The sequence below is a fragment of the Mesorhizobium sp. P2_B11 genome, assembly GCF_056404855.1.
Genome location: NZ_JBFUDF010000006.1, coordinates 60,655 through 80,793 on the forward strand (window position 1 = coordinate 60,655; position 20,139 = coordinate 80,793).

A 20,139-nucleotide genomic window follows, 5' to 3' on the forward strand; every position below is an offset into this window, starting at 1 on the left:
ACCTGCATGGCAATCCGGAAGCCGAATTTGGATCATCGGGAAACAGCACGGATACTGGTTGCCGGCAGCGGCCCTGCAGGGCTGATCGCCGCGCTCGGTTTTGCCGAAGCGGGATTTCCCGTGACGCTCGTCGGACCCGAGGCGGGCGGCCCAGACGGGCGGACCACGGCGCTGATGAACCCTGCCCTTAGGATTCTCGATCGTCTGGGCGTGCTGGCCGAGATCAGACAAAAGGCCGCGCCGCTGAAGGTCATGCGCATCGTCGATGCCACAAGCCGGCTGATCCGCAGCCCCGTGGTGACCTTTCGCGCCACGGAGATCGGCGAGGAGCAGTTCGGGCTCAATTTGCCCAACAGCGCGCTCCATCCGGCGCTGGCCAGGGCCGTCACCGCGCATCCCGGCATCGAATGGCTGAAGGCTATGGTCGAGAGCTGGCGTCTGGAAGCCGACCAGGCTCATGCCGTTCTGACCGATGGAAGCGAAGTATCCGCCTCGCTGGCGGTCGCCGCGGATGGGCGCCTGTCGCCGGCCCGTGAGGCGGCGGGCATAGCCGCGTCGGTGCGATCCTATCCGCAAGCAGCACTGGTGCTGAACTTCGGCCACCGCAGCGAGCACGGCTTCACCTCGACCGAATTCCACACCGAAACTGGTCCGTTCACCCAGGTGCCACTGCCCGGCAACCGCTCCAGCCTTGTCTGGGTGGTGAAACCGGAAACGGCCAAAGACCTTGCCGCGCTCGACGATGCGACACTTTCCGAGCGTGTCGAACGACAAATGCAATCGATGCTGGGGCGGGTGTCGGTCGAACCCGGCCGGCAGATCTACCCGCTGTCGGCGGCATCACCGGGGCGCTTCGCGCAAAACCGTGTGGCGCTGGTCGGCGAGGCCGCCCATGTGTTTCCGCCGATCGGCGCCCAGGGCCTCAACCTCGGCATCAGGGACATCGATGATCTGATTGGAATCGCAGGTGAAAACCGCAGCGATCCTGGCGCTGCAAAGGCGCTCGCCACTTATGATTCCAGGCGCCGTCCCGACATTCTGGCGCGCAGCGGCGCGGTCAATCTGCTCAACATGTCGCTGCTCTCGGACATGCTGCCGGCGCAGATGGCGCGCAGCGCCGGGCTCAACGTGCTCGGCAGTTTCGCGCCATTGCGCGCCTTCTTTATGCGCGAGGGCTTAAGGCCGGGCAGCGGCTTTGCGGCGCTTACAGGCTTAGGGAAAGAGGTCCGGCGGTAAGATGCCGTGGCGGATCATGTAGAGCAGCCCGGTCACCGTCAGCACCGAGAGGCAGGTGGTGATCAGCACGCTGGCCGAGGCGCGCTGCACCCAGACGCCATATTGCTGGGCAATGACGAAGACGTTGGTCGCCGTCGGCAACGCCGCCAAAAGCACGGCTGAAAACACCCAGATCGCGGAAAAATTGCCGACCCAGCTCAGCACGACATAGCAAAGCAGTGGATGGAGGATCAGTTTCAGCGCCGCGATCGACGCCAGTTCGTGGGGCACGCGGTTGAGCGGCCGCAGCGCCAGCGTCACGCCCATGGCAAACAAAGCGCAAGGGGCGGCGGCCCGCGAAAGATATTCAAGCAGGCGATCGACCGGCTGCGGCGGGTGAAAGCCCAGATAGGCGGCGCCGACACCAAGCGCGGTGGCGATGATGAATGGATGCAGGACGATTTTCCTGGTGACGCCGATGATCAGCCGCCATGGCGAGGTCTTGTCGTCGCCAGACAGCGCCATCATCATCGGCGCGATGGCGAAGTGCATGATGTTTTCGAAGCAGAAGATCAGCGCCACGGGTACCGCTGCCTGCTCGCCAAAGGCGAGCAGGGCCAGCCCAGGCCCCATATAGCCGATATTGCCGTAGGCGGCAGCCAATGCCTTGATGGTGGACTGGGCGATCTCGCCGCGCGATGCCAGCACGGACCAGACGAACATGATCGAGAAGATCGTGTAGGTGGAAAACACCGAGCCGAAGATGAACCGCCATTCCGTCAGCTGCTCGAACGGTGTCCGCGCAAGCAGTTGGAAGAACAGGGCTGGAAGCGCGACGTAGACGATGAAGGTGTTCATCCAGCCAAGCGCCTCCAGCGGCTGCCTGGTGATGCGCGCGACCAGAAAACCGATGAAAATCAGCCCGAAAAACGGAAGAACAAGACCGATGACGTCAGACATTTTTTGCCCTGGGCCGAAACCCTTTGGCTGGGCTAGCCCGTAGCTTCACAAGGCGTCAAGCGCTTCGGCATTGAATTGAACCACAGTCTGCGCCAGATAGGGTCGGATACCAGCCCTAAAGTCGGGCTCGATTTTTGGTGACGGCGTATGTAAATTCAAAGCCTTAGAGCGCGTGCCGTGCACTCCAAGGGACGCCGGGCGCTTCAGGGCTTAGTGGTGAGTATGATGAAAACAGCCAAATTCTCGATCGGACAGGTGGTTCGCCACCGGCTGTTTCCATTTCGCGGCATCATTTTCGATGTCGATCCGCAATTCGCCAACACCGACGAATGGTACGAGGCGATCCCAGCCGATGTGCGGCCGCGCAAGGACCAGCCGTTCTATCATCTGCTCGCCGAGAATTCGGAAACCGAATACATCGCTTACGTCTCAGAGCAGAACCTGCTTGAGGACCAGTCGGGCGAGCCGGTCCGGCATCCGCAGATCGGCGAGATGTTCGACAAGCGGCCGGACGGACGCTACGAGCCGAAGCGCCAGTCGAGGCACTGACCGCATCCTGAGCGGGGCAACAAAAAAGCGGGGCAATGCCCCGCTTTTTTATTTTTGATTTCGCTCGAGATCAGTTGGCGGCCTTGGCCTTGTCCTGCTCGTCCTTGAGCTTCTTGGCAAAATCCTGGTTGTTCTTGGCAACGAAGTCCTGAAGCTTCTTCTGCCGGTCCTCGATGTCGGACTGCTGCAGCGGCGGGCCGTCATAGGCGCCGCTGAAGCCGGTCAAGGCGACCTTGATCGGGTTCGCCTGGTTCTGGAAATTGATCGAGGTCAGCGTGATCAACTGGCCCTTCTTGAAGGAAGCGACGAGCGTGTCGGTCAGCGGCACTTCGGCCACGCAACGGTCTTGGAAGCAGATGACATAATCGAGCTTCTGCGCCTTGCCGGCGTCGATCTGCAGGCCGATGCCGGGAGGCACCAGACGTCCGGTCGGGACCGTGACCTGGAACACCTTGCGGTTCACCTTGCCCTTCAGCTCAATCAGGCTGACGCCGGTGACGAGCTGGCCGTTGCCGGCGGTGACGATGTTCTGGACATTGCAGATGTCGACGTCTTCCTGCTTGGTGCAGGCCTTGAACCAGCCCTGCGGAATCTGCTGTTGCTGCTGTGCGGAAGCAGCGGGAAGCCCGGCGACCAGAAAGCCGGCCACGCCTGCGGCCATGACCGAAAGGCGGTACGCGTTGCTGTTCAGGCTCGTCATGTCGTGCACTTCCTCTCAAATGATCCCGGGACCGGCTTCTTCGCGCCGTGTGGTCCAGCTACCTGTTGCCGAATTGAGGCAACAGAATGACTTCGGAGCGCGTGTTACACTGCATGGGCAGTCGAATCCAGCCCGGCACCTGCGATTCTTGGCCGTACCATTGGTCGTGCGATTTGGGCTGACGTATCTGGCCGGAGCGCAGCGGCGCCATGCTAGGGTGCACTCCGAATCATCAAGCCGCCCAGTAAGGAGACGGTCATGGGCCGCGTTCTTGTTTGGCTGATCGCCGCGATCTCACTTCCAGCCTTTTCGCTTCAGCCCGCGATGTCGGAGCCGAAACATGCCATCGCCATGCAGGGCGAGCCGGCGCTGCCGGCCGACTACCAGCATTTCGACTACGTCAATCCCGATGCGCCGAAGGGCGGCAACATCACCTATTGCGTCGTCGGCAGTTTCGACAATCTGAACCCCTTCATTCTGAAAAGCCTGCGCACCACGGCGCGCGGCATGCAGGATCTCAACTACGGCAACCTCGTCTTCGAGCCGTTGATGACGCGCAATTACGATGAGGCTTTCAGCCTCTACGGCCTACTGGCCGACAGCGCCGACATGGATCCCGAGCGCAAGTCGATCGAATTCCACCTCAACCCAAATGCAAAGTGGTCGGACGGCGAGCCGGTGACGCCGGAGGACGTGCTGTTCACCTACGATGTCTTCACCGACAAGGGCCGCCCGCCCTACAGCGATCGCATGAGCCTGATCGCCAAGCTCGAAAAGACCGGCGATCACAGCGTGCGCTTTACCTTCAACGACAAGGCCAACCGCGAGACACCTTTGATCATCGCACTGACGCCGATCATCCCCAAGCACGCCTTCAACAAGGACACCTTCGACAAGACGACGCTGAAGCCGGTGATCGGCAGTGGTCCCTACATCGTTGACAAAGTGCAGCCGGGGCAGCGCATCGTCTTCAAGCGCAACCCGAATTACTGGGGCAAGGACATCCCCTCCAAGCGCGGCTTCGACAATTACGACCAGATCACCATCGAATATTTCCTCAACGCCAATGCCAAGACGGAAGCGTTCAAGAAAGGCATCTGCGCCATTTATGATGAGGGCGATCCGGTCAAGCGCGAGCGCGATATCGACTTTCCCGCCTTCCACCGGGGCGAAGTAATCGCCGAAACCTTCGACACCGGCATACCGCCCGTGGTGACCGGGTTCCTGTTCAACAGCAGGCTGGAGAAGTTCTCCAATCCGGTGGTGCGGCGCGCGCTCGGCATGCTCTACGACTTCGAATGGGCCAACAAGAACCTGTTCGGCGGCAAATACACGCGCACAATGAGCTATTGGCAGAATTCCGAGCTTTCGGCGCTCGGCCATCCCGCCAGCGACAGGGAGAAGGCGCTGCTGGCGCCCTACCCCGGACGCGTGCCGGCCGACGTCATGGACGGCACCTGGCGACCGCCGGTGAACGATGGCACGGGCCAGGACCGCAAGGTGCTGAAGGTGGCCTTCGACCTTTTGAAGAGCGAGGGCTATGCCGTGAAGGATGGGGTGCTGCAGGACCCCAAGGGGAACCCCTTCGGCTTCGAGATCCTGACCTCCTCGCAGGAGGAGGAACGTTTTGCCGCCATCTATCAGCGCACGCTGGAGAAGATCGGCATCACGGTGACCATTCGCAGTCTCGAAGCCGACCAGATCCAGTCACGCAAGCAGCGTTTCGATTTCGAGGTGCTGATCGGGTCGAGCGGTTTCAGCAACTCGCTGTCGCCCGGCATCGAGCAGAGTTTTCGCTGGGGTTCTTCAGAAGCCAAGAGGGAAGGTTCCTTCAACTTGGCCGGCGTCGCCGATCCGGCGGTGGACGCGGCGATCGATGCGATGCTGAGAGCGCGGACCAAGGAGGATTATGTCGCCGCGGTGCGCGTCCTCGACCGATTGCTCATCTCCGGCAACTACATGGTGCCGATGCAGTACAATGCGCAGCAATGGCTCGCTTACTGGAATTATCTGGACCATCCGAAAAAGACGCCCATATTCGGTTATCAATGGCCAACCTGGTGGCGCAAGCCGAACTGAGCATGATCCCGAAAAGTGGTTGCCGGTTTTCGGACGAGATCATGCTCAAAGATGCGTTCGGCCGCAGGAGATCAAGATGAGCGAAGACAATTCCATTACCGTCGATGTGGTTTCCGACGCCGTTTGCCCTTGGTGCTTCATCGGCCAGAAGCGGCTCGACAAGGCGATCGCCGCTGTCGGCGACGTCGAGGTGCATGTGCGCTGGCGGCCATTCCAACTCGACCCGACCGTCCCACCGGAGGGCAAAGACCGGCGCGCATACATGCTGGCCAAGTTCGGCAGCGAGGAGCGTATCCGCCAGATGCATGCCCGCATCGAGCCGCTCGGCGAGGCTGAAGGGATCAACTTCGCCTTCGACGCCATCAAGGTCGCCGCCAACACGTTGGACGCGCATCGCGTTATCCGCTGGGCGGGCGCTGCCGGCGAAGCCGTGCAGAACCGGTTGGTGCGCCGGCTGTTCCAATTGTATTTCGAGGAAGGCGCCAATATCGGCGATCACGCGGTGCTGATCGAAGCCGCCCGCGAGGCCGGCATGGACGCCGCCGTGGTCGAAACGCTGTTGCCGACCGACGCCGACGTCGAGGCGGTGCGCACGGAAATCGCCACGGCATCGCGCATGGGCATCACCGGCGTGCCGTGCTTCCTGCTTGAGGGCAAATATGCCGTCATGGGCGCGCAGGACGCCGACACGCTGGCCGACGCCATCCGCCAGGTCGCCGCCGCCAAGGCCAAGGGCGAGCTGGAAAAGACCGGTTGATTACTTGACCGTCACCTTGGCCTTGCTGACGAAGAAGCCGTGACCGTTGCTGCCCGTGCAGGTCAGTCCCTTGGTTGACGACTGGCAGCTAAACGGTCCTTTGCTCCAGCTGTTGCCATAGGCCAGCTTGGCGACATCGCTGCAGCAGCCCTGTTCGCCCGGATTCTTGATCTGGGTCGCCGGCCCGTTCGGCCCGAGGATCACAGTGACGTAGCTCGGCTCGACGCGCGAGCAGCTCAGTTCCGGACCGCCATCCTGCGGCTGGTAGGTGCTGGTGCCACCCTTCGGTGTGTAGATGCAGCCGATGTTGCCTGACGGCGTGTTGAACTCGATTTGGCCCTCGGCGCTCGCCGGAATGGTCTGGTTGCCGGCATGCGCCAGAGGCAGAAAGGCAAAGAGGGACAGGATTGCTGGAGCGGCTGCGCGTGCAAGCATTGGGGAGCTTCCTTGTTGGAGAACCGGATATGCAATGAGTGCCGACAGTGCTGCGCAAGGTTCAACAGGCGGCATATGGATTGTCAAATCTTGTTGAGCGGTAGCTAAAAAGTTCGCCCCGGCGGTGTGGTGATCGACAGCGCCGCCAAGACTATTTCCGGGCACTTCTCGGTCTCGGGAACGGACGATTCGGGTGAACCCGAAGCGATCACGACCGGAATATTTTTGGCCGGGCGGTAAAGAAAACCGGCCGATCGGCAAGGCCTGGCGGTTCACGAAACCGTGAATCCGGCTTCCCCAAGGGAAGCTTTTCGTACATCTCGACGTTCTCACAAAACATTGAAACCAAACGAGATATTTGGCCTGGAGGCGGCCGTCGCCACACACCACCTGTTGCCTCATGGCAACGTCACGTGGGCTGCCTCACATTCGCCGAGATAAAATTAATAGAAAATGATCAATTGGTGTTACTATCCGTAACAAAACTAAAAAAGGTTTGGGCGGGATTGTGATTCGGGTCGACAGACCGCGACGTTCAATATCGGCACTTTGGAACCGCGACGCCGCCGCTGGCCCGTCGCCCCTGACGCCAGTATCGTCGATGCGGACCTTCTGGGGACTGATGCGGGCCTACTGGTTCTCGGACCGGTGGAGGGAAGCCTGGACCCTCACCATCGTCCTCGCACTTCTGATTGCCCTGTCGAGCAAGGCCGACGTCTGGTTTACCGTGTCGGCGGGCGAACTGGCAGCCTCAATCGCTTTTTTCCACGATGCCGCGAATACCGCGCCTCTTGAAACGGTGCTTACCAATGCCGGCTTGCTTGTGCTGCTGGTCGTGTTCAAGGACATGGGAATCATAGGCGCCTGCAAATTTGTATCGGCGACACTGCATCGCAAATGGCGTGCCTGGCTGAACGCGCGCTTCAATGCGGCGCTGCTCGATACCAACCATACGCATTACCACGCCCAGAATGGCGCATCAGGCGCGCCAGCGCCTGACAACATCGACCAGCGCGTGCAAGAATCGATCAAGGACATGGCAGGGGGCGCTCTCGGTCTTGCCCAAGGCGTGTTCGGCGTCTTCACCTCGCTCTACTTTGTCGGTGGAGCTTTGCTGGCCAATTCCGTGGAAGTAGCTGGACTGGAGTTCCTCGGCAGCTATGGCAGCGTCGCCCTTGCTCTCGTAGCGGTCGCCATCTACGTGCCCGTCAACACCTGGATCGCGATCAAACTCGGCGGAATGCTGGAGTGGCTCAACATCAGGATGCAGAAGGCCGAAGGCACCTACCGCAGCGAACTGATCACTTTATTGCGCCGCAGCTTCCATGTGGCGGCGTCGCAAGGCGAAGACGTGCAGAAGACGATACATGGCCGGCTCTATCTCGACATCGATAAAACCTGGTCGAAGCTCAACATCGTCAACACCGCCTATGCGGGATTCGAATCGGTCTACAACTTTGTCGGAGCCAAAGTGGTCGCCTATGGACCTGGTCTGGTGCCGTTCATCCACAACGGCGTCGACCTCAAGGGCTACATAACCGGTTCCGAGCAGGTCAACGCTCTGATCAGCAAGTGTTCGTGGTTCATCCATGTAATGCCGAGCCTCGCTACGCTGCGCGCCAACAGCCAGCGCGTGACCGAACTGGCGAACGCCATCGAGAACGTCCAGCAACCCCAGGAATTCTACAGCCAGACCGGCCAGTCGGACTTCCACTATGCCAGCCAGAACCCGGTCTTCGGCCTGACCATCCAGAAGCTCGAACTGGCGCATCAGGGCGAAGACGCCACGCCGTTCCTGAGCGCTGCCAATCTGCGCTTCCGGCGCGGCGAGTGGACGTTCCTCAAGGGAGAGTCCGGCAGCGGCAAAACTTCACTGGTCAAGGCGATCAACGGCCTGTGGCCCTATGGCCGCGGCACCATCGTCTTCCCCGACGGCGTGAAAAGTTTCTACGCCGCCCAGGAGGTCAAGCTGCAGCAGGTGTCGCTGAAGCAGCTGGTGTGCCTGCCCGGCTCAGAGCAGGACTATGGCGATGCGCAGGTGGCGTCTGCCCTGCACAAGGCCGGCCTCGGCGACTTCATCGAACACATGGCCGATGAAAGCCGGGAGGGAAAGATCTGGGATCAAATGCTTTCGGGCGGCCAGAAGCAGAAGCTGGTGGTGGCCCGCATCGTGCTGCAGCAGCCCGGGCTGCTGTTCCTCGACGAAGCCACCGGCGCGCTCGATCCAGATGGCAAGATCGCTTTCCACCAGGCGATCAAGGACAATTGTCCCGATGTCACGGTGATCAGCATCATGCACGAGGCGGTGGCGCCACGTTCGCTCTCGGGCGAGGAGTTCTACCACAGCGTGGTCGCGATCGCCGACGGCGTCGCCACCAAGAAGCCGCTCATTCCGAACCTGCCGCGCGAACTCACCACCATCCTGGTGCAGCCGCCGCGGCCGGTCGAGGACAAATGGCTGCGCTTCTCGCGCCGGCTGAAGCAGAAATAGCAATCCCACTAAGCTCTTGGCGGGCCGCAACGGTGCGGCAACGACGACGGTCGATCACAGTCTCGCGATTGGACCTGTTCCCGGCTGTTTTCAGCCATTCCGGCGATTGACTCGCCAAAATGCGCTCCTATGTTGCGCCCGGCTTGCAGCATTTCAAATCGAACCCGCAAGCGGAAAGGTCACCGCGCCATGCCTGGCGACAGTAGTCGAACGCAACCGCCGTCCGCCTAGACGTGACCTGATGGCTCACGTCCTGCCGGACGGCAAGGAGTGAGCCATGAACGAATTTTCCCCCGTCGTAGCGGGCGACGATGCAGTCGCGATCGCCCGTATCCTTGCCAATGATCACGTCGCCGATGTCGTCGAGGCCCTGAACCGGGAACCTCGCGAAACCGCGATTGAGCTGCTGTGCGAAGTGCCGTTCGAGCGGCTGGTCGAGATCTTCGACCAGCCCGAACTCGACGGTGCGTCCGAACTGGCCGAGGCGCTGCCGCGCGCCAAGGCCTGCAAGCTCATCACCGCCATGTCGGTCGACCGGGCCGCCGACATCCTGCGCGAGCTGAACGAGCCGGCGCGTTCCGAGCTGCTCGGCGGACTGGCGCCGCCGCTGCGGGCAACGCTGCTTTCCATTCTGGGCTACCCCGAAGGCAGTGCCGCCTCGATCATGACGACCGAGTTCGTCAGCGTGCCTTCGGACTGGACCGTCGGCCGCACGCTCGACTACATCCGCAAGGTGGAGCGGACGCGCGAGACCGTCTACGCCATCTACATCGTCGACCCCGATACGCATGTGCTGGTGCGCTCGACCGGCCTGCGCCGGCTGATCACCGGCGAGCCGGACGATCCGATCCTGTCGGTGGCGCCGGACCGCGCGCCGGTGACGGTGACGCCGCTCACCGATCGCGAGACCCTGGCGCAGACCATCTCCAAATACGATCTGCTCGCGGTTCCCGTCGTCGACCACGGCAAGATCCTCGGCATCGTCACCATCGACGACATCATCGACACCATGATCGAGGAGACGACCGAGGACGTGCACCGTTTCGGCGGCATGGAGGCGCTGGACGAGCCCTACATGAAGATGAGTTTTCTCGCCATGATCAAGAAGCGCGGCGGCTGGCTGTGCGCGCTGTTCATCTCGGAGATGCTGACCGCCAACGCCATGCAAAGCTATGAGGGCGAACTGGAAAAGGCGATCGTGCTGACCCTGTTCATCCCGCTGATCATGAGCTCGGGCGGCAATTCCGGCTCGCAGGCGACCTCGCTGGTCATCCGCGCGCTGGCGCTGCGCGAGATCGGCCTTCGCGACTGGTGGCGGGTGGCGTTGCGCGAACTACCCACCGGTCTTGTGCTCGGCGCCATGCTTGGTGTGGTCGGCATCTGCCGCATCGCGCTGTGGCAATATATGGGTTTTTACGACTACGGGCCGCACTGGCCGCTGATCGCGGCGACCGTGGGGGCAGCGCTGATCGGGATCGTCACCTTCGGTTCGCTGTCGGGATCGATGCTGCCATTTGCGCTGAAACGGATCGGCTTCGATCCGGCGAGCGCCTCGGCGCCGTTCGTCGCCACGCTGGTCGATGTCACCGGCCTGGTGATCTACTTTTCCGTAGCGCTGGTCATCCTGCGCGGCACGCTGCTCTAGCAGGCCTCGAGCATTCCCATCGCGGTGGCAGCAACCGCCGCGATGGGGCTCTCTAAGACTGCGTGCGCTAGCTTAATCGACCCGCACGCCGTCCTTCACGCGGTAGGTCGGCTTGTACATGGTGACCAGTTCTTCCGCCGCTGTCGGGTGCACGGCCATGGTGCGGTCGAAATCGTCCTTGGTGACGCCGGCCTTCAGCGGAATGCCGAGAAGCTGCGCCATTTCGCCGGCATCCGGCCCAAGAATGTGAGCGCCGAGCACTTTTCGTGTGGTGCCGTCGACCACCAGCTTCGTCAGCATCTTTTCGTCGCGGCCCGACAGCGTATGCCGCATCGGCCGGAACGTGGCGCGGTAGATTTCGATGTCGGAGTAGCGTTTCACCGCATCGTCCTCGGACAGGCCGACCGTGCCGATCTCCGGCTGTGAAAACACGGCGGTCGGGATCGTGTCGTGGTCGGGCGCGGTCGGGTTGCCCTTGAACGCGGTCTCGATGAAGCACATGGCTTCGTGGATCGCCACCGGCGTCAACTGCACACGGTTGGTAACGTCGCCGATCGCCCAGATGTTGTCGATGTTGGTGCGGGAATACTGGTCGACGACGATGGCGCCGGTCTTGCCGAGCTCGATGCCGACGCCTTCCAGGCCCATATTCTCGGTGTTGGGGATGCGGCCGATGGCGAGCATGACCTGGTCGACCGTCAGCACCTTGCCGCCGGTGACCAGCGCATCCAGCCGCCCATCCGGCCGCTTGCGCACCCATTCCGACACGGCGTGGCAGAGGATTTTTATCCCCTTCTTCTCCATGGTTTCGTGCAGCATGCGCCGCAGGTCCATGTCGAAGCGCGACAGGATCTCCTTCCCGCGGTAGACCAGCGTGGTGTCGACGCCCAGGCCATGGAAGATGTTGGCGAATTCGACGGCGATGTAGCCGCCGCCCTCGATCATGATCGCCTTCGGCAATTGCTTGAGATCGAAGGCTTCGTTGGAAAAGATGCAATGCTCGTGGCCGACAAGGGCGGGATGCGGCGCCGGCCGGCCGCCGGTTGCGATCAGGATCTGGTCGGCGGTGACGGTGCGGTCGTTGCCCAGGAGATGCACGACATGCGGGTCGACCAGCATGGCGCGCGAGTGGAACGTCTCGCCGCCGGCGCCTTTCACGTTCTTCTCGTAAATGGCTTCGAGCCGGGCGATCTCGCGATCCTTGTTGGCGACCAGCGTCGCCCAGTCGAAGCTCGCTTCCGGCACCGTCCAGCCGTAGCCGGCGGCATCGGCAAAATGCTCGGGAAATTGCGAGGCATAGACGTACAGCTTCTTCGGCACGCAGCCGCGGATGACGCAGGTGCCGCCATAGCGGTATTCCTCGGCGATGCCGACGCGTTTTCCCAGCGCTGCCGCCACGCGCGCCGCCCTCACCCCGCCGGAGCCGCCACCGATGACGAAGAGATCGTAGTCGTAACCGGCCATGCCGCCGCTCCTTGCCTGCAAAATGTTTGAGACAGGTAGGCTGCATGAGGCCAAAAGAAAAGCCCGGTTTGCACCGGGCTTTCTTGGTCCAGCGGCAGGGGTGCCGCAGGCGAAAAGAGACGCGTTAGTTCTTCGGGGCTTCCGGCTGGTCGCCGTCAGCAGGTGCAGCACCGTCGGCCGGGGCAGCGCCATCGGCCGGAGCAGTTGCGTTATCCGGTGCGGGCGTGGCCGGAGCAGCGGCCTTCGCGGCAGCGGCCAGCGTCTCGCCAACCTGCTGGGCGAGATCGCGCGCTACGCCGTTCTGCCAGATGTCGGCAGCCTTGACCAAATCGCGCGTCACCGCCGGGCCGCTGTCGAGCAGCTTCTTGCCGGCGTCGGAATTGTAGAAAGCGGCGATGTCGGTGAGGTCCTTTTCGGAGAACACCTTGGCATAGGCCAATGCTGCCTCCTTCTCCAGATCGGCGCGACGCGCCGCCAGCGCCAGAGCCTTCTCGGCGACGGTCTTGGTGATCAGCTCCTGCATATCCGGGTTCTTCTGGATCAGCTGGTCCTCAAGCCCGGCTGCGGCCTGCGGCAGGATGTTGTCGAACGGGTCGGTCGCGTGGATCGCCGCGACCGCGGCGCGTGCCGCCTTCAGATGCGATTCGGTGACATCCTGCGAAAACGCCGGCGCGGTGAACGCCAGGACAGCCGAAGCCGCCACGACGGCGGAGAATTGGCGAACCCGTTTATGCAACATCATGATCGGTAGAACTCCCTGGTTTTCGGGCGGCATGGACGGTTTGGATGCCGTCGCCGCCGGCGATGATGGCCGCTGACGCCAGCCCGATGAAAAGACCATGCTCGACCACGCCGGGGATGGCATGGAGAGCATTCGAAAGCGCTCTTGTATCCGGAATGCGGCCAAAAGATGCATCGAGGATAAAATGGCCGCCGTCTGTAACAAAAGGCTGGCCCCCCGTCATCCTCAATGTAACCGGGCCGGAAAGGCCGAGACTTTTGGCCGCTGCCGCGACCGCGATCTCGGTGGCGCGCAGGCCGAATTGATTGACCTCGATGGGCAGCGGAAACCGGCCGAGGGTGTCGACCATTTTCGACCTGTCGGCAATGACGATCATGCGCCCGGAGGCCGCCGCGACGATCTTCTCGCGCAGCAGCGCGCCGCCGCCACCCTTGATCAGGGTCAGCGCCGGATCGACCTCGTCGGCGCCGTCGACCGTGAGGTCGAGCTCGGGCGTTTCCTCCAGCGTCGACAGCGGCACGCCGAGTTCGCGGCACAGCGCTGCGGTGCGCTCCGACGTCGGCACGCCGATGACGGTGAGCCCGGTGGCGACCTTCTCGGCAAGCAACCGCACGAATTCTTCCGCCGTGGTGCCGGTGCCGATGCCGAGCCGCATGCCGTCGCTGACATGGGCAAGGGCTGCCCGCGCGGCCTCGACCTTCAACTGCCTCGCATCCATGTGTGCCCCAGATTTTGGCTTGGTCGGGATTTCGGTTGGTTGCGCGCTCCTAGCACTTTTGCCCGCTGGGTCAAAGACTTTGGCTGTCCGCCTGCTTGCCTGAATGAAGCATAGCCGCTATCGCCTGCCGGCATGCAATCGCCACAGGACAGGCCATGACCAGACCGATCATCGTGTTCGACCTCGACGGGACGCTGATCGACACGGCGCCGGACCTGCTCGACAGCCTCAACCACAGCCTCGCCGCCAGCGAGCTTACGCCTGTCGACGAAGCCGGCTTCCGGCGCTTTGTCGGCCAGGGCGGGCGGGTGATGATCGAGCGCGCGCATATCGCGCAGCAGAAATCGCTTGGCGTCGAAGAGCATGACCGGCTGCTAAAACTGTTCCTCGACCACTACACGCTCAACATCCCCGGCAAGTCGCGCCCCTACCCCGGCGTGGTCGAGGCCATCGCCCGCTTCGAGAAGGCGGGCTATCTGCTTGCCATCTGCACCAACAAATATGAGGTGCATTCGAAAGCGCTGATCGAGGGGCTCGGCCTGACAAAGCATTTCGCAGCGATCGCCGGCCAGGACACGTTCGCCTTCCGCAAGCCCGATCCGCGCCATCTGACCGAAACCATCAAGCTCGCCGGCGGCGATCCGGACCGTGCGCTGATGGTCGGCGATTCGCAGACCGACATCGACACCGCCAAGGCCGCCGGCATTCCGGTGGTCGCCGTCGATTTCGGCTACACCGACCGCCATGTCAGAGAATTCGAGCCGTCGGTTGTGATTTCGCATTTCGACGCGCTGACTCTCGACCTGGCGGAACGGCTGATTGCAGCAGCGGCCGGCTGAGCGAACGGATGATTGCGCGGCGGGCCGCCAAGCGAACGGGTGATTGCGCGGCAGCGCCTGCCCTCGCCTATTTTCAGGCGCAGAAGCCCCGCGCATCGCCTTGACTTCACCAGCCTGCCTCCCTTATATCGCGGCTCGCTTGGCCTTCGGGCAACGAGCGGGCGATTAGCTCAGCGGGAGAGCACACCCTTCACACGGGTGGGGTCGCAGGTTCAATCCCTGCATCGCCCACCATTTTCTTGTGATGGCCAGTCAAATCAATCTGCAGTTATTGACGCTTCGCCGCCTGAGGCATCTGAACCGCAATGGCGCTCACTCAGCCTCTCTTGAAGTCGAGGCGGTTCAACGAATTTGCGAACGGATATCGACTTTTATTGGTCCAATATCTATCCCCGTCGAGCTGCTTGTTCTGAAATGAAGACCACCATGGCAGAAGCTTCTCAATCTCACTGCCCGTAACATTCTCATCGGTGATTTCGAGCGTTACGCGCTTCATTGATACCGCTGGCCCGAAGACCGCGGCAAGATTATCGGGATCCACCCTTTGAATCGTTTTCGGGTCGTTGATGTCGATAAACGTGACCAGCAAAGGGTATCGGGTGCGTGGCACCTCTCGCGTCTCACGCAGGGTCTCAAGCAGTTTCGCTCGCTCGGCTGTACTTGGCGCAGATTCAGGAAAAAACAGCGTCAGCGCCAACTCTCTCTCATTGCCCAGCAGGGCGAACAAGTATTGGCCCGGACGGACCTCTATGATCGAGGCTTCCCCCGTTGTCGCACTCTGCATCCCACCGGCGCCCGAAAAGGGTAGCCATTTCGGTGAAGACCTTGCTTGGACCGCAACCACGCTCCCGCCCGAAACCAAGCCGTTTGGTGTTTCCAATTCTATTACAAGCCGCTGACGCCACTCCCAGTTTCTGAAGCCTAGATGAGTCCAGACGGCAACTCCGCCAACGACGAGAGCCGCCAAGGCGAAGAGGCGTACAAAAGTGCTGCGCGCCATGGATGATACCTCGATGCAAATGCGAGAACTGCCAGATGAGACTAACGTCCCATCTGCTTTCCTGAAAGCGGCACCCAGCTCAGCAGAGCTAACAACTACAGCTCGCCCCTTCCCCGCCAAAGTTCTTCTGGGCGAAATTCAAGGCGCTTGAGTAGCTCGTATAGCTCTGAAACTGGCAGACGTTGGAGCCGCGGCGGACCTTCATCTGCTCGAGGTCCCAGAACGAGACCTCGATGCGGTCGTCGGCGCAATAGACCGTGTATTTTTCAGGCTCCAGCGCGCTCGCCTTTTGGATCGGCATGGAGACGGCGGGAATGGAAAGCGCGGAAAGTGCAAGCAGGACGGCGTGACGCGTGCGCATGGAAAACCCCCAGAGAAAAACCAGCCCGTAGTATCGCCGCTGTTTTGAAGCGGTGCATCACGGCTTTTTGACGAACGGCCTTTTTCCAGCGACCCGACCGGCCACGCCTATGTGCTGATCCAGATCTCCAGTGTGTTGGCGCCGATAACGGGCACCGCTCGGGCGGTCACCGGCTGGCCGGCGGCGGTGAGGTCGGCGGCCAGAAGTTCGGCGGCGCGGCGGTCGGCGTCGTTGTAGGGATTGTAGCGAACCTCGTTCCTGCCGGCGGCAGCGGCCACACGTTCCTCGCCGGGCGTCGGGATGCCCCAGCCCAAGGCGCGCATTTTGGCGGAGAGCGCTTGTGCGGCCTCGCGCGTCATGCCGGCAAACTGGACGTAAACCGTCTGCGGGTTCTGCTGGATATGCAGCCGTTCCTTCAACGTGTTGAGCGCTTCGCGGTCCTGGTCGCCGATGATCGCCTGACCGTCGGCCGCTGGTGTATCGAGATCCGCGACAGCGCGGCGCGCGGCGGCGTACACAGGCAGCCAGTCCGGGCGGCTCCACAGGTCGGGCGGAACACTGAGCAAGGTCTCCAGCACGTTGCTGCGTCCGGCGGGCGTCAGTCCGGTCATGCTTTGGAGGCCGGCCATCTCGACGAGAGCCGCCACGATCTTGCGCCGTTCGGGCACCGGCAGGTCCGGATTGCCGAGGACGGCAATCAATTCACCGCGTAGCGCGTTGGTGGCGCCGTCGGCGCTGTCGAGCAGTTTGACGCGCCCCGCCAACGCGTCTGCCGCGGTTCCATTCGGGCCGGGGTTTTTCACCGAATCTGTCCATTCGATGAGCGTGCCGAAATTCAGGCTGGTGCGTTTTTCAAGCTCGGCGACCGGGAGCCGGTATCGCTCGGGATCGAATTCGCCTGTTGCGTCGGCTGGAATGAAGAACGCGTCGACGACGAATTCGGGCTCCCTGACTTCTCCCTTCACGGCAGCCGGCACGGAAGAAACGGCGAGCTTCCAATAGGCATAGGGCGCCGGCACGCCGTTGACCGGCTGGTCGGCCGGCCGAAAGACGGGGCCGCTGAAGATGGTTACCCTGTTGGCCAGCGGATTGTGCTGGGTGCGCACCCAGTTTTCGAGCGGCGCCCACATCGTGCCGTAGAAAGCGTTGGGCTGCGGCATGGTGTTGGGCAGGACATAGGCATACTGCGCCAGCTTGAGCGCCGCCGTTGCCGGATCGCCGGTGAATTCGGGCCCCCAGGCGATGTCGCTGGCGTTGGCCAGACGCGCCGGCAGCCATTCCCGGTCCGGGCTGAGGTACCAGTTGCGATCGGGCTGCGCGTCGCGCGGCAGGCGGACGTCATACCGCAATCGGCCGCCGGTGACCTGCAAGGTCATCCTTTGCGATCGATCGAGATTGACCGCCGAATAGATGGCCATGCGGTGGCTTCGGCCCATGACCAGCGAGTAGTTGATGTAGTCCAGCGGCGTCGCCGAGGCGTCGTTTGCCAGGTCGCCGGTCAGCCTGGGCAGGCCGATCGTGGCCTGGATAAAATCGACCTTGTATCCGGCAAGAGCGTTGGGTTGCTTGTCGGTAACCTTGCCGAGCAGCGGCTCGAGCGCGCTCTGCAGCGGCGCCGGCAGCTGGCCGAGAGTGATCTCGTTGCTCTTGACCCGGCCAGCCAGTTCGACCAGCACCGCCTCCTGCAAATCGGGCGTCAGTTCGTCCAGCGACATGCTGCCGGCCTTGAGCTGGTCGGCCATGAACACGATCGCTGAGCGCAATGTGGCTTGCGTGGCTTGCTGTTCCGCGAGCCGCTTGGCGGCGTCATCCGCGTTCTTCAGGGCAACGTCGCGTGCCCCTTCGGCCTGCACGCGCGCATTTTTCGCATCTTCAAGGGCTTTGCTGAGATCCTGGTTGAGCGATGCCACCTTGTTTGCGGTATCCTCGGCTTCGGACTGCGCCTTCTCGGCAATGGAGCGCGCAAGGAAGGCGTCATTCCTCTGGTTCAAGGCGAAATAGGTCGTTGCCGCGAGGATCGCCGCCGCTATGGCGAACAGCGCGATCAATATGTTCTTGCTGCGATCGCGCTGCTTCTGGCTGTCCGTCTCCGCCTTGGCGCTCGCCTCGACGAACTCGGCGATGTCGGGTCCTTGCGGAAGCTCCGACGCTTCCTTCAACGCCTCGCCACGCAGGAGATAGCCGGGATAGCCGGTGTTCTTCCATTGCCGCGCCTGGGCGGCCACGCGGATGCGAAAGCGCTCGGTCAGCTCGTCCGAACTCAGTTCGTCGTCGGACGCGAAGCCGTCGCCTGACACGGCACTGTCTTTGGTCGCGACGGCCACCGATTCAGGAACGACGGTGTCGACCGCTCCGAGATCATCGATTTCACGCGATGCGGGTTCGGAGCCGACTGCGACGGGTTCGGCCGTTTCGATGCCGCCTGCGAAGGCCGCGAGGCGCGCCGGGCTGACATCGGCTGAGGTGATGCCGGGGCGCGTGACCAGTTCGGCCGACCAATAGTCGAGGATGCGCTGCGCGGCGCGGCGATCGGATTCCCGTTCTATGGTGCTGCCGGCGCGCCGCGCCCTGGCCAGGAAATCGCGGATGGTCCGGGCATCGGGAACCGTGTTGTCGATGCTGGCTTCCGTCGTCTCGGCCCCGGCCTTGTCGCTGCGCTTCATCGAGGGGTCGACGGCTTCGTTGGCGCTGGCGATGCGCATCAGCTCGAGATGGGCGATGCGGATGTCGCTCAGCGAGATGAACTCGGCCGAGGTTTCGGTGGCTGTCACAGTTTCTTCGCTCATGACCCCAGGTCCTCAATGATCTTGTGCAAAGGCGTGCTGACGCGGACGATCGAGGCGCATTCCGTTTTCAGCGCCAGATCGACCTGGACGAAGCGTTGCTGGGCCTCGTCCCGGTAGGCTTCGAAGGCAAGGATGAAGGCGGTGTCGACGGTCTCGCGCGACAGCTGGTCGTTGACGTCGGTGGAGTAGCCGGCAAGCATTGTCCGCCACTGTCCGTTCGGATCGAGATCGGCAAGAACCTTGACCTTCACTTCCAGGTTTCGCCACAGCGGCGAGAACTGGAACGGCAACGACTTGTCCGCCGCAGCTCCCCCTTCTATCGGCTCGATCAAATCGGTGAGGCTGGCCAGCTTGTTGTCGATGTCCTGCCAAAGCTTGTGCTCGACGACCCGCGCATAGATGGTCGAGGACAGTACCTTGATCGCGTCATGCGCGGCTTTTATCGCAGGCACCGAGGGCTCACCGGCTGGAAGTTTGCCGGCTATTGTTTCGAGCCCCGTGGCCAGGATGCCGAAAGGCAGGTTCTTGGCGGTGACGAATATCTGCTGGTTCAGCCGCGAGGGTACGACGCGCAGCACGGTGCGCACATCCAGCAAGGCGTCATAGGCGTCAGCCGACGTGTTGGGGATTGCGCCCTGCAGTTTCGTCGCGGCCGCCCCGAGGTCGTCGAGCCATGCCTGCTCGATGTCGCGAAGCGCCGGCCCGGGCGGCAACACCATGACCTTGTCGCCGGCGGATGCGCAGAAGAGCCTCAACTGGTTGAGGAATTTGCGCAGGACGCGGACTTGATTGAGATCCGCGCCCATGTCCCGCCCGGCGATCATGAGGCTCTGGAAGCTGCCGATGCCATACTGAAAGCTCTGCAGGCCGTCATGCAGGTTCTTGTACGTCGCAAGAACGTCGATCTGGCCGGTGACGGCGGTGAGCCCATCGCCGGCGGCGAGCACCGCCTGAATATCCCTGGGCTGCTGGTTGACGGCGTCGAAGCCGGCGACCGCGGTGTTGACCCGATCGTCGGTGGTCAGGCCCGGCAGGTCGGGCGTCGGTTTCGCACCTGTTGCCAGTTCCTGGAGGTAGGCGGTGCACAGCGCCGCGGATTGCGGATTTTGCGCCGCGACGGTGGTCATCAGCGGCTGCGACAGCTTGTTGGCCTGCGCATAGTCGAGGATGCTGAACCAGACTGCGAGAGCCGACCCCTGCAGGTTGATCGCTCCGGCGAGAATACCCGCGTCCTTGGTCACCCTCAACCAATCGGGAGGCAATGGGTAGAGATCAGCCAGTTGAAGCCTGAGGTCGAAATAGGCGCTGATCTAAGAAACTCCCCTGGCGTTCGGTGTGGTTATCTCTTTGTTTTGACGCAACTCCGGACGGAAAACCGCTTCACACTTTTCCTGGAGT

17 protein-coding genes and 1 tRNA gene are annotated in these 20,139 nt (G+C 62.3%); 8 read left to right on the plus strand and 10 right to left on the minus strand.

Annotation, left to right across the window (positions count from 1 at the left end; all coding sequences use genetic code 11):
• Window positions 1–27 precede the first annotated feature (27 nt).
• Window positions 28–1,236 (plus strand): UbiH/UbiF family hydroxylase, encoded by a 1,209-nt coding sequence (locus AC1DYJ_RS19690; RefSeq protein ID WP_477284086.1) that lies wholly within the window; start codon window positions 28–30, stop codon window positions 1,234–1,236.
• On the opposite strand, the gene AC1DYJ_RS19695 is transcribed toward AC1DYJ_RS19690, so the two are convergent.
• A complete protein-coding gene (locus AC1DYJ_RS19695) occupies window positions 1,213–2,175 on the minus strand; it encodes an AEC family transporter (protein ID WP_477284088.1) in 963 nt (320 codons plus the stop codon). The two genes, AC1DYJ_RS19690 and AC1DYJ_RS19695, sit on opposite strands and share 24 nt — an antisense overlap.
• Before the next feature lie 225 nt (window positions 2,176–2,400).
• Here AC1DYJ_RS19695 and hspQ point away from each other — a divergent pair, with 225 nt between their 5' ends.
• Complete coding sequence (gene hspQ / locus AC1DYJ_RS19700; RefSeq protein WP_023668971.1) at window positions 2,401–2,724, plus strand: heat shock protein HspQ; 324 nt, start codon at window positions 2,401–2,403, stop codon at window positions 2,722–2,724.
• A gap of 70 nt (window positions 2,725–2,794) precedes the next feature.
• Here hspQ and AC1DYJ_RS19705 read toward each other — a convergent pair whose 3' ends face one another.
• Window positions 2,795–3,424 carry an invasion associated locus B family protein gene (locus AC1DYJ_RS19705; protein WP_477284090.1) on the minus strand — a complete coding sequence of 210 codons (630 nt, stop codon included), beginning with the start codon at window positions 3,422–3,424 and terminating at the stop codon, window positions 2,795–2,797.
• Between the two features lie 258 nt (window positions 3,425–3,682).
• Between AC1DYJ_RS19705 and AC1DYJ_RS19710 the strand changes: the two genes are divergently transcribed.
• Together AC1DYJ_RS19710 and AC1DYJ_RS19715 are read left to right on the plus strand one after the other, a co-directional pair.
• Window positions 3,683–5,503, plus strand: coding sequence for an extracellular solute-binding protein (locus tag AC1DYJ_RS19710; RefSeq protein WP_477284092.1), 1,821 nt, complete (start codon window positions 3,683–3,685; stop codon window positions 5,501–5,503).
• Between the two features lie 76 nt (window positions 5,504–5,579).
• Entirely contained in the window at window positions 5,580–6,260 is a 681-nt protein-coding gene (locus AC1DYJ_RS19715; protein ID WP_477284094.1) for a DsbA family oxidoreductase, read from the plus strand.
• Here the strand turns inward: AC1DYJ_RS19715 and AC1DYJ_RS19720 are convergent, their stop codons facing one another.
• Window positions 6,261–6,695: a hypothetical protein gene (locus AC1DYJ_RS19720; RefSeq protein WP_477284096.1), complete on the minus strand. Its 435-nt coding sequence runs from the start codon at window positions 6,693–6,695 to the stop codon at window positions 6,261–6,263.
• Window positions 6,696–7,296: 601 nt separating this feature from the next.
• On the opposite strand from AC1DYJ_RS19720, the gene AC1DYJ_RS19725 reads away from it, so the two are divergent.
• Window positions 7,297–9,186 (plus strand): ABC transporter ATP-binding protein/permease, encoded by a 1,890-nt coding sequence (locus AC1DYJ_RS19725; RefSeq protein ID WP_477284098.1) that lies wholly within the window; start codon window positions 7,297–7,299, stop codon window positions 9,184–9,186.
• Between the two features lie 277 nt (window positions 9,187–9,463).
• On the plus strand, window positions 9,464–10,831 hold the full coding sequence (mgtE, locus tag AC1DYJ_RS19730) for a magnesium transporter (RefSeq protein WP_477284100.1): 1,368 nt from the start codon (window positions 9,464–9,466) through the stop codon (window positions 10,829–10,831).
• 72 nt (window positions 10,832–10,903) lie between these two features.
• Here the strand turns inward: mgtE and gor are convergent, their stop codons facing one another.
• The 3 genes from gor to rpiA form a co-directional block, all read right to left on the minus strand.
• Window positions 10,904–12,295, minus strand: coding sequence for a glutathione-disulfide reductase (gor, locus tag AC1DYJ_RS19735; RefSeq protein WP_477284102.1), 1,392 nt, complete (start codon window positions 12,293–12,295; stop codon window positions 10,904–10,906).
• 124 nt (window positions 12,296–12,419) lie between these two features.
• On the minus strand, window positions 12,420–13,037 hold the full coding sequence (locus AC1DYJ_RS19740) for a DUF2059 domain-containing protein (RefSeq protein WP_477284104.1): 618 nt from the start codon (window positions 13,035–13,037) through the stop codon (window positions 12,420–12,422).
• Entirely contained in the window at window positions 13,024–13,755 is a 732-nt protein-coding gene (gene rpiA / locus AC1DYJ_RS19745) for a ribose-5-phosphate isomerase RpiA (RefSeq protein WP_477284106.1), read from the minus strand. The genes AC1DYJ_RS19740 and rpiA overlap by 14 nt, the downstream gene beginning before the upstream one ends.
• Window positions 13,756–13,910: 155 nt before the next feature.
• Here rpiA and AC1DYJ_RS19750 point away from each other — a divergent pair, with 155 nt between their 5' ends.
• Together AC1DYJ_RS19750 and AC1DYJ_RS19755 are read left to right on the plus strand one after the other, a co-directional pair.
• On the plus strand, window positions 13,911–14,594 hold the full coding sequence (locus AC1DYJ_RS19750; RefSeq protein WP_477284107.1) for a phosphoglycolate phosphatase: 684 nt from the start codon (window positions 13,911–13,913) through the stop codon (window positions 14,592–14,594).
• A gap of 159 nt (window positions 14,595–14,753) precedes the next feature.
• A tRNA-Val gene (locus AC1DYJ_RS19755) sits at window positions 14,754–14,828 on the plus strand.
• An 82-nt stretch (window positions 14,829–14,910) separates the two neighbouring features.
• On the opposite strand, the gene AC1DYJ_RS19760 is transcribed toward AC1DYJ_RS19755, so the two are convergent.
• The 4 genes from AC1DYJ_RS19760 to AC1DYJ_RS19775 form a co-directional block, all read right to left on the minus strand.
• Window positions 14,911–15,594, minus strand: a complete 684-nt coding sequence (locus tag AC1DYJ_RS19760; protein WP_477284109.1) for a hypothetical protein — start codon at window positions 15,592–15,594, stop codon at window positions 14,911–14,913.
• Between the two features lie 88 nt (window positions 15,595–15,682).
• A complete protein-coding gene (locus AC1DYJ_RS19765) occupies window positions 15,683–15,955 on the minus strand; it encodes a hypothetical protein (RefSeq protein WP_477284111.1) in 273 nt (90 codons plus the stop codon).
• A gap of 107 nt (window positions 15,956–16,062) precedes the next feature.
• Window positions 16,063–18,741 (minus strand): DNA/RNA non-specific endonuclease, encoded by a 2,679-nt coding sequence (locus tag AC1DYJ_RS19770; protein ID WP_477284113.1) that lies wholly within the window; start codon window positions 18,739–18,741, stop codon window positions 16,063–16,065.
• Complete coding sequence (locus AC1DYJ_RS19775) at window positions 18,738–19,982, minus strand: hypothetical protein (RefSeq protein WP_477284115.1); 1,245 nt, start codon at window positions 19,980–19,982, stop codon at window positions 18,738–18,740. The genes AC1DYJ_RS19770 and AC1DYJ_RS19775 overlap by 4 nt, the downstream gene beginning before the upstream one ends.
• Window positions 19,983–20,139: the final 157 nt, after the last annotated feature.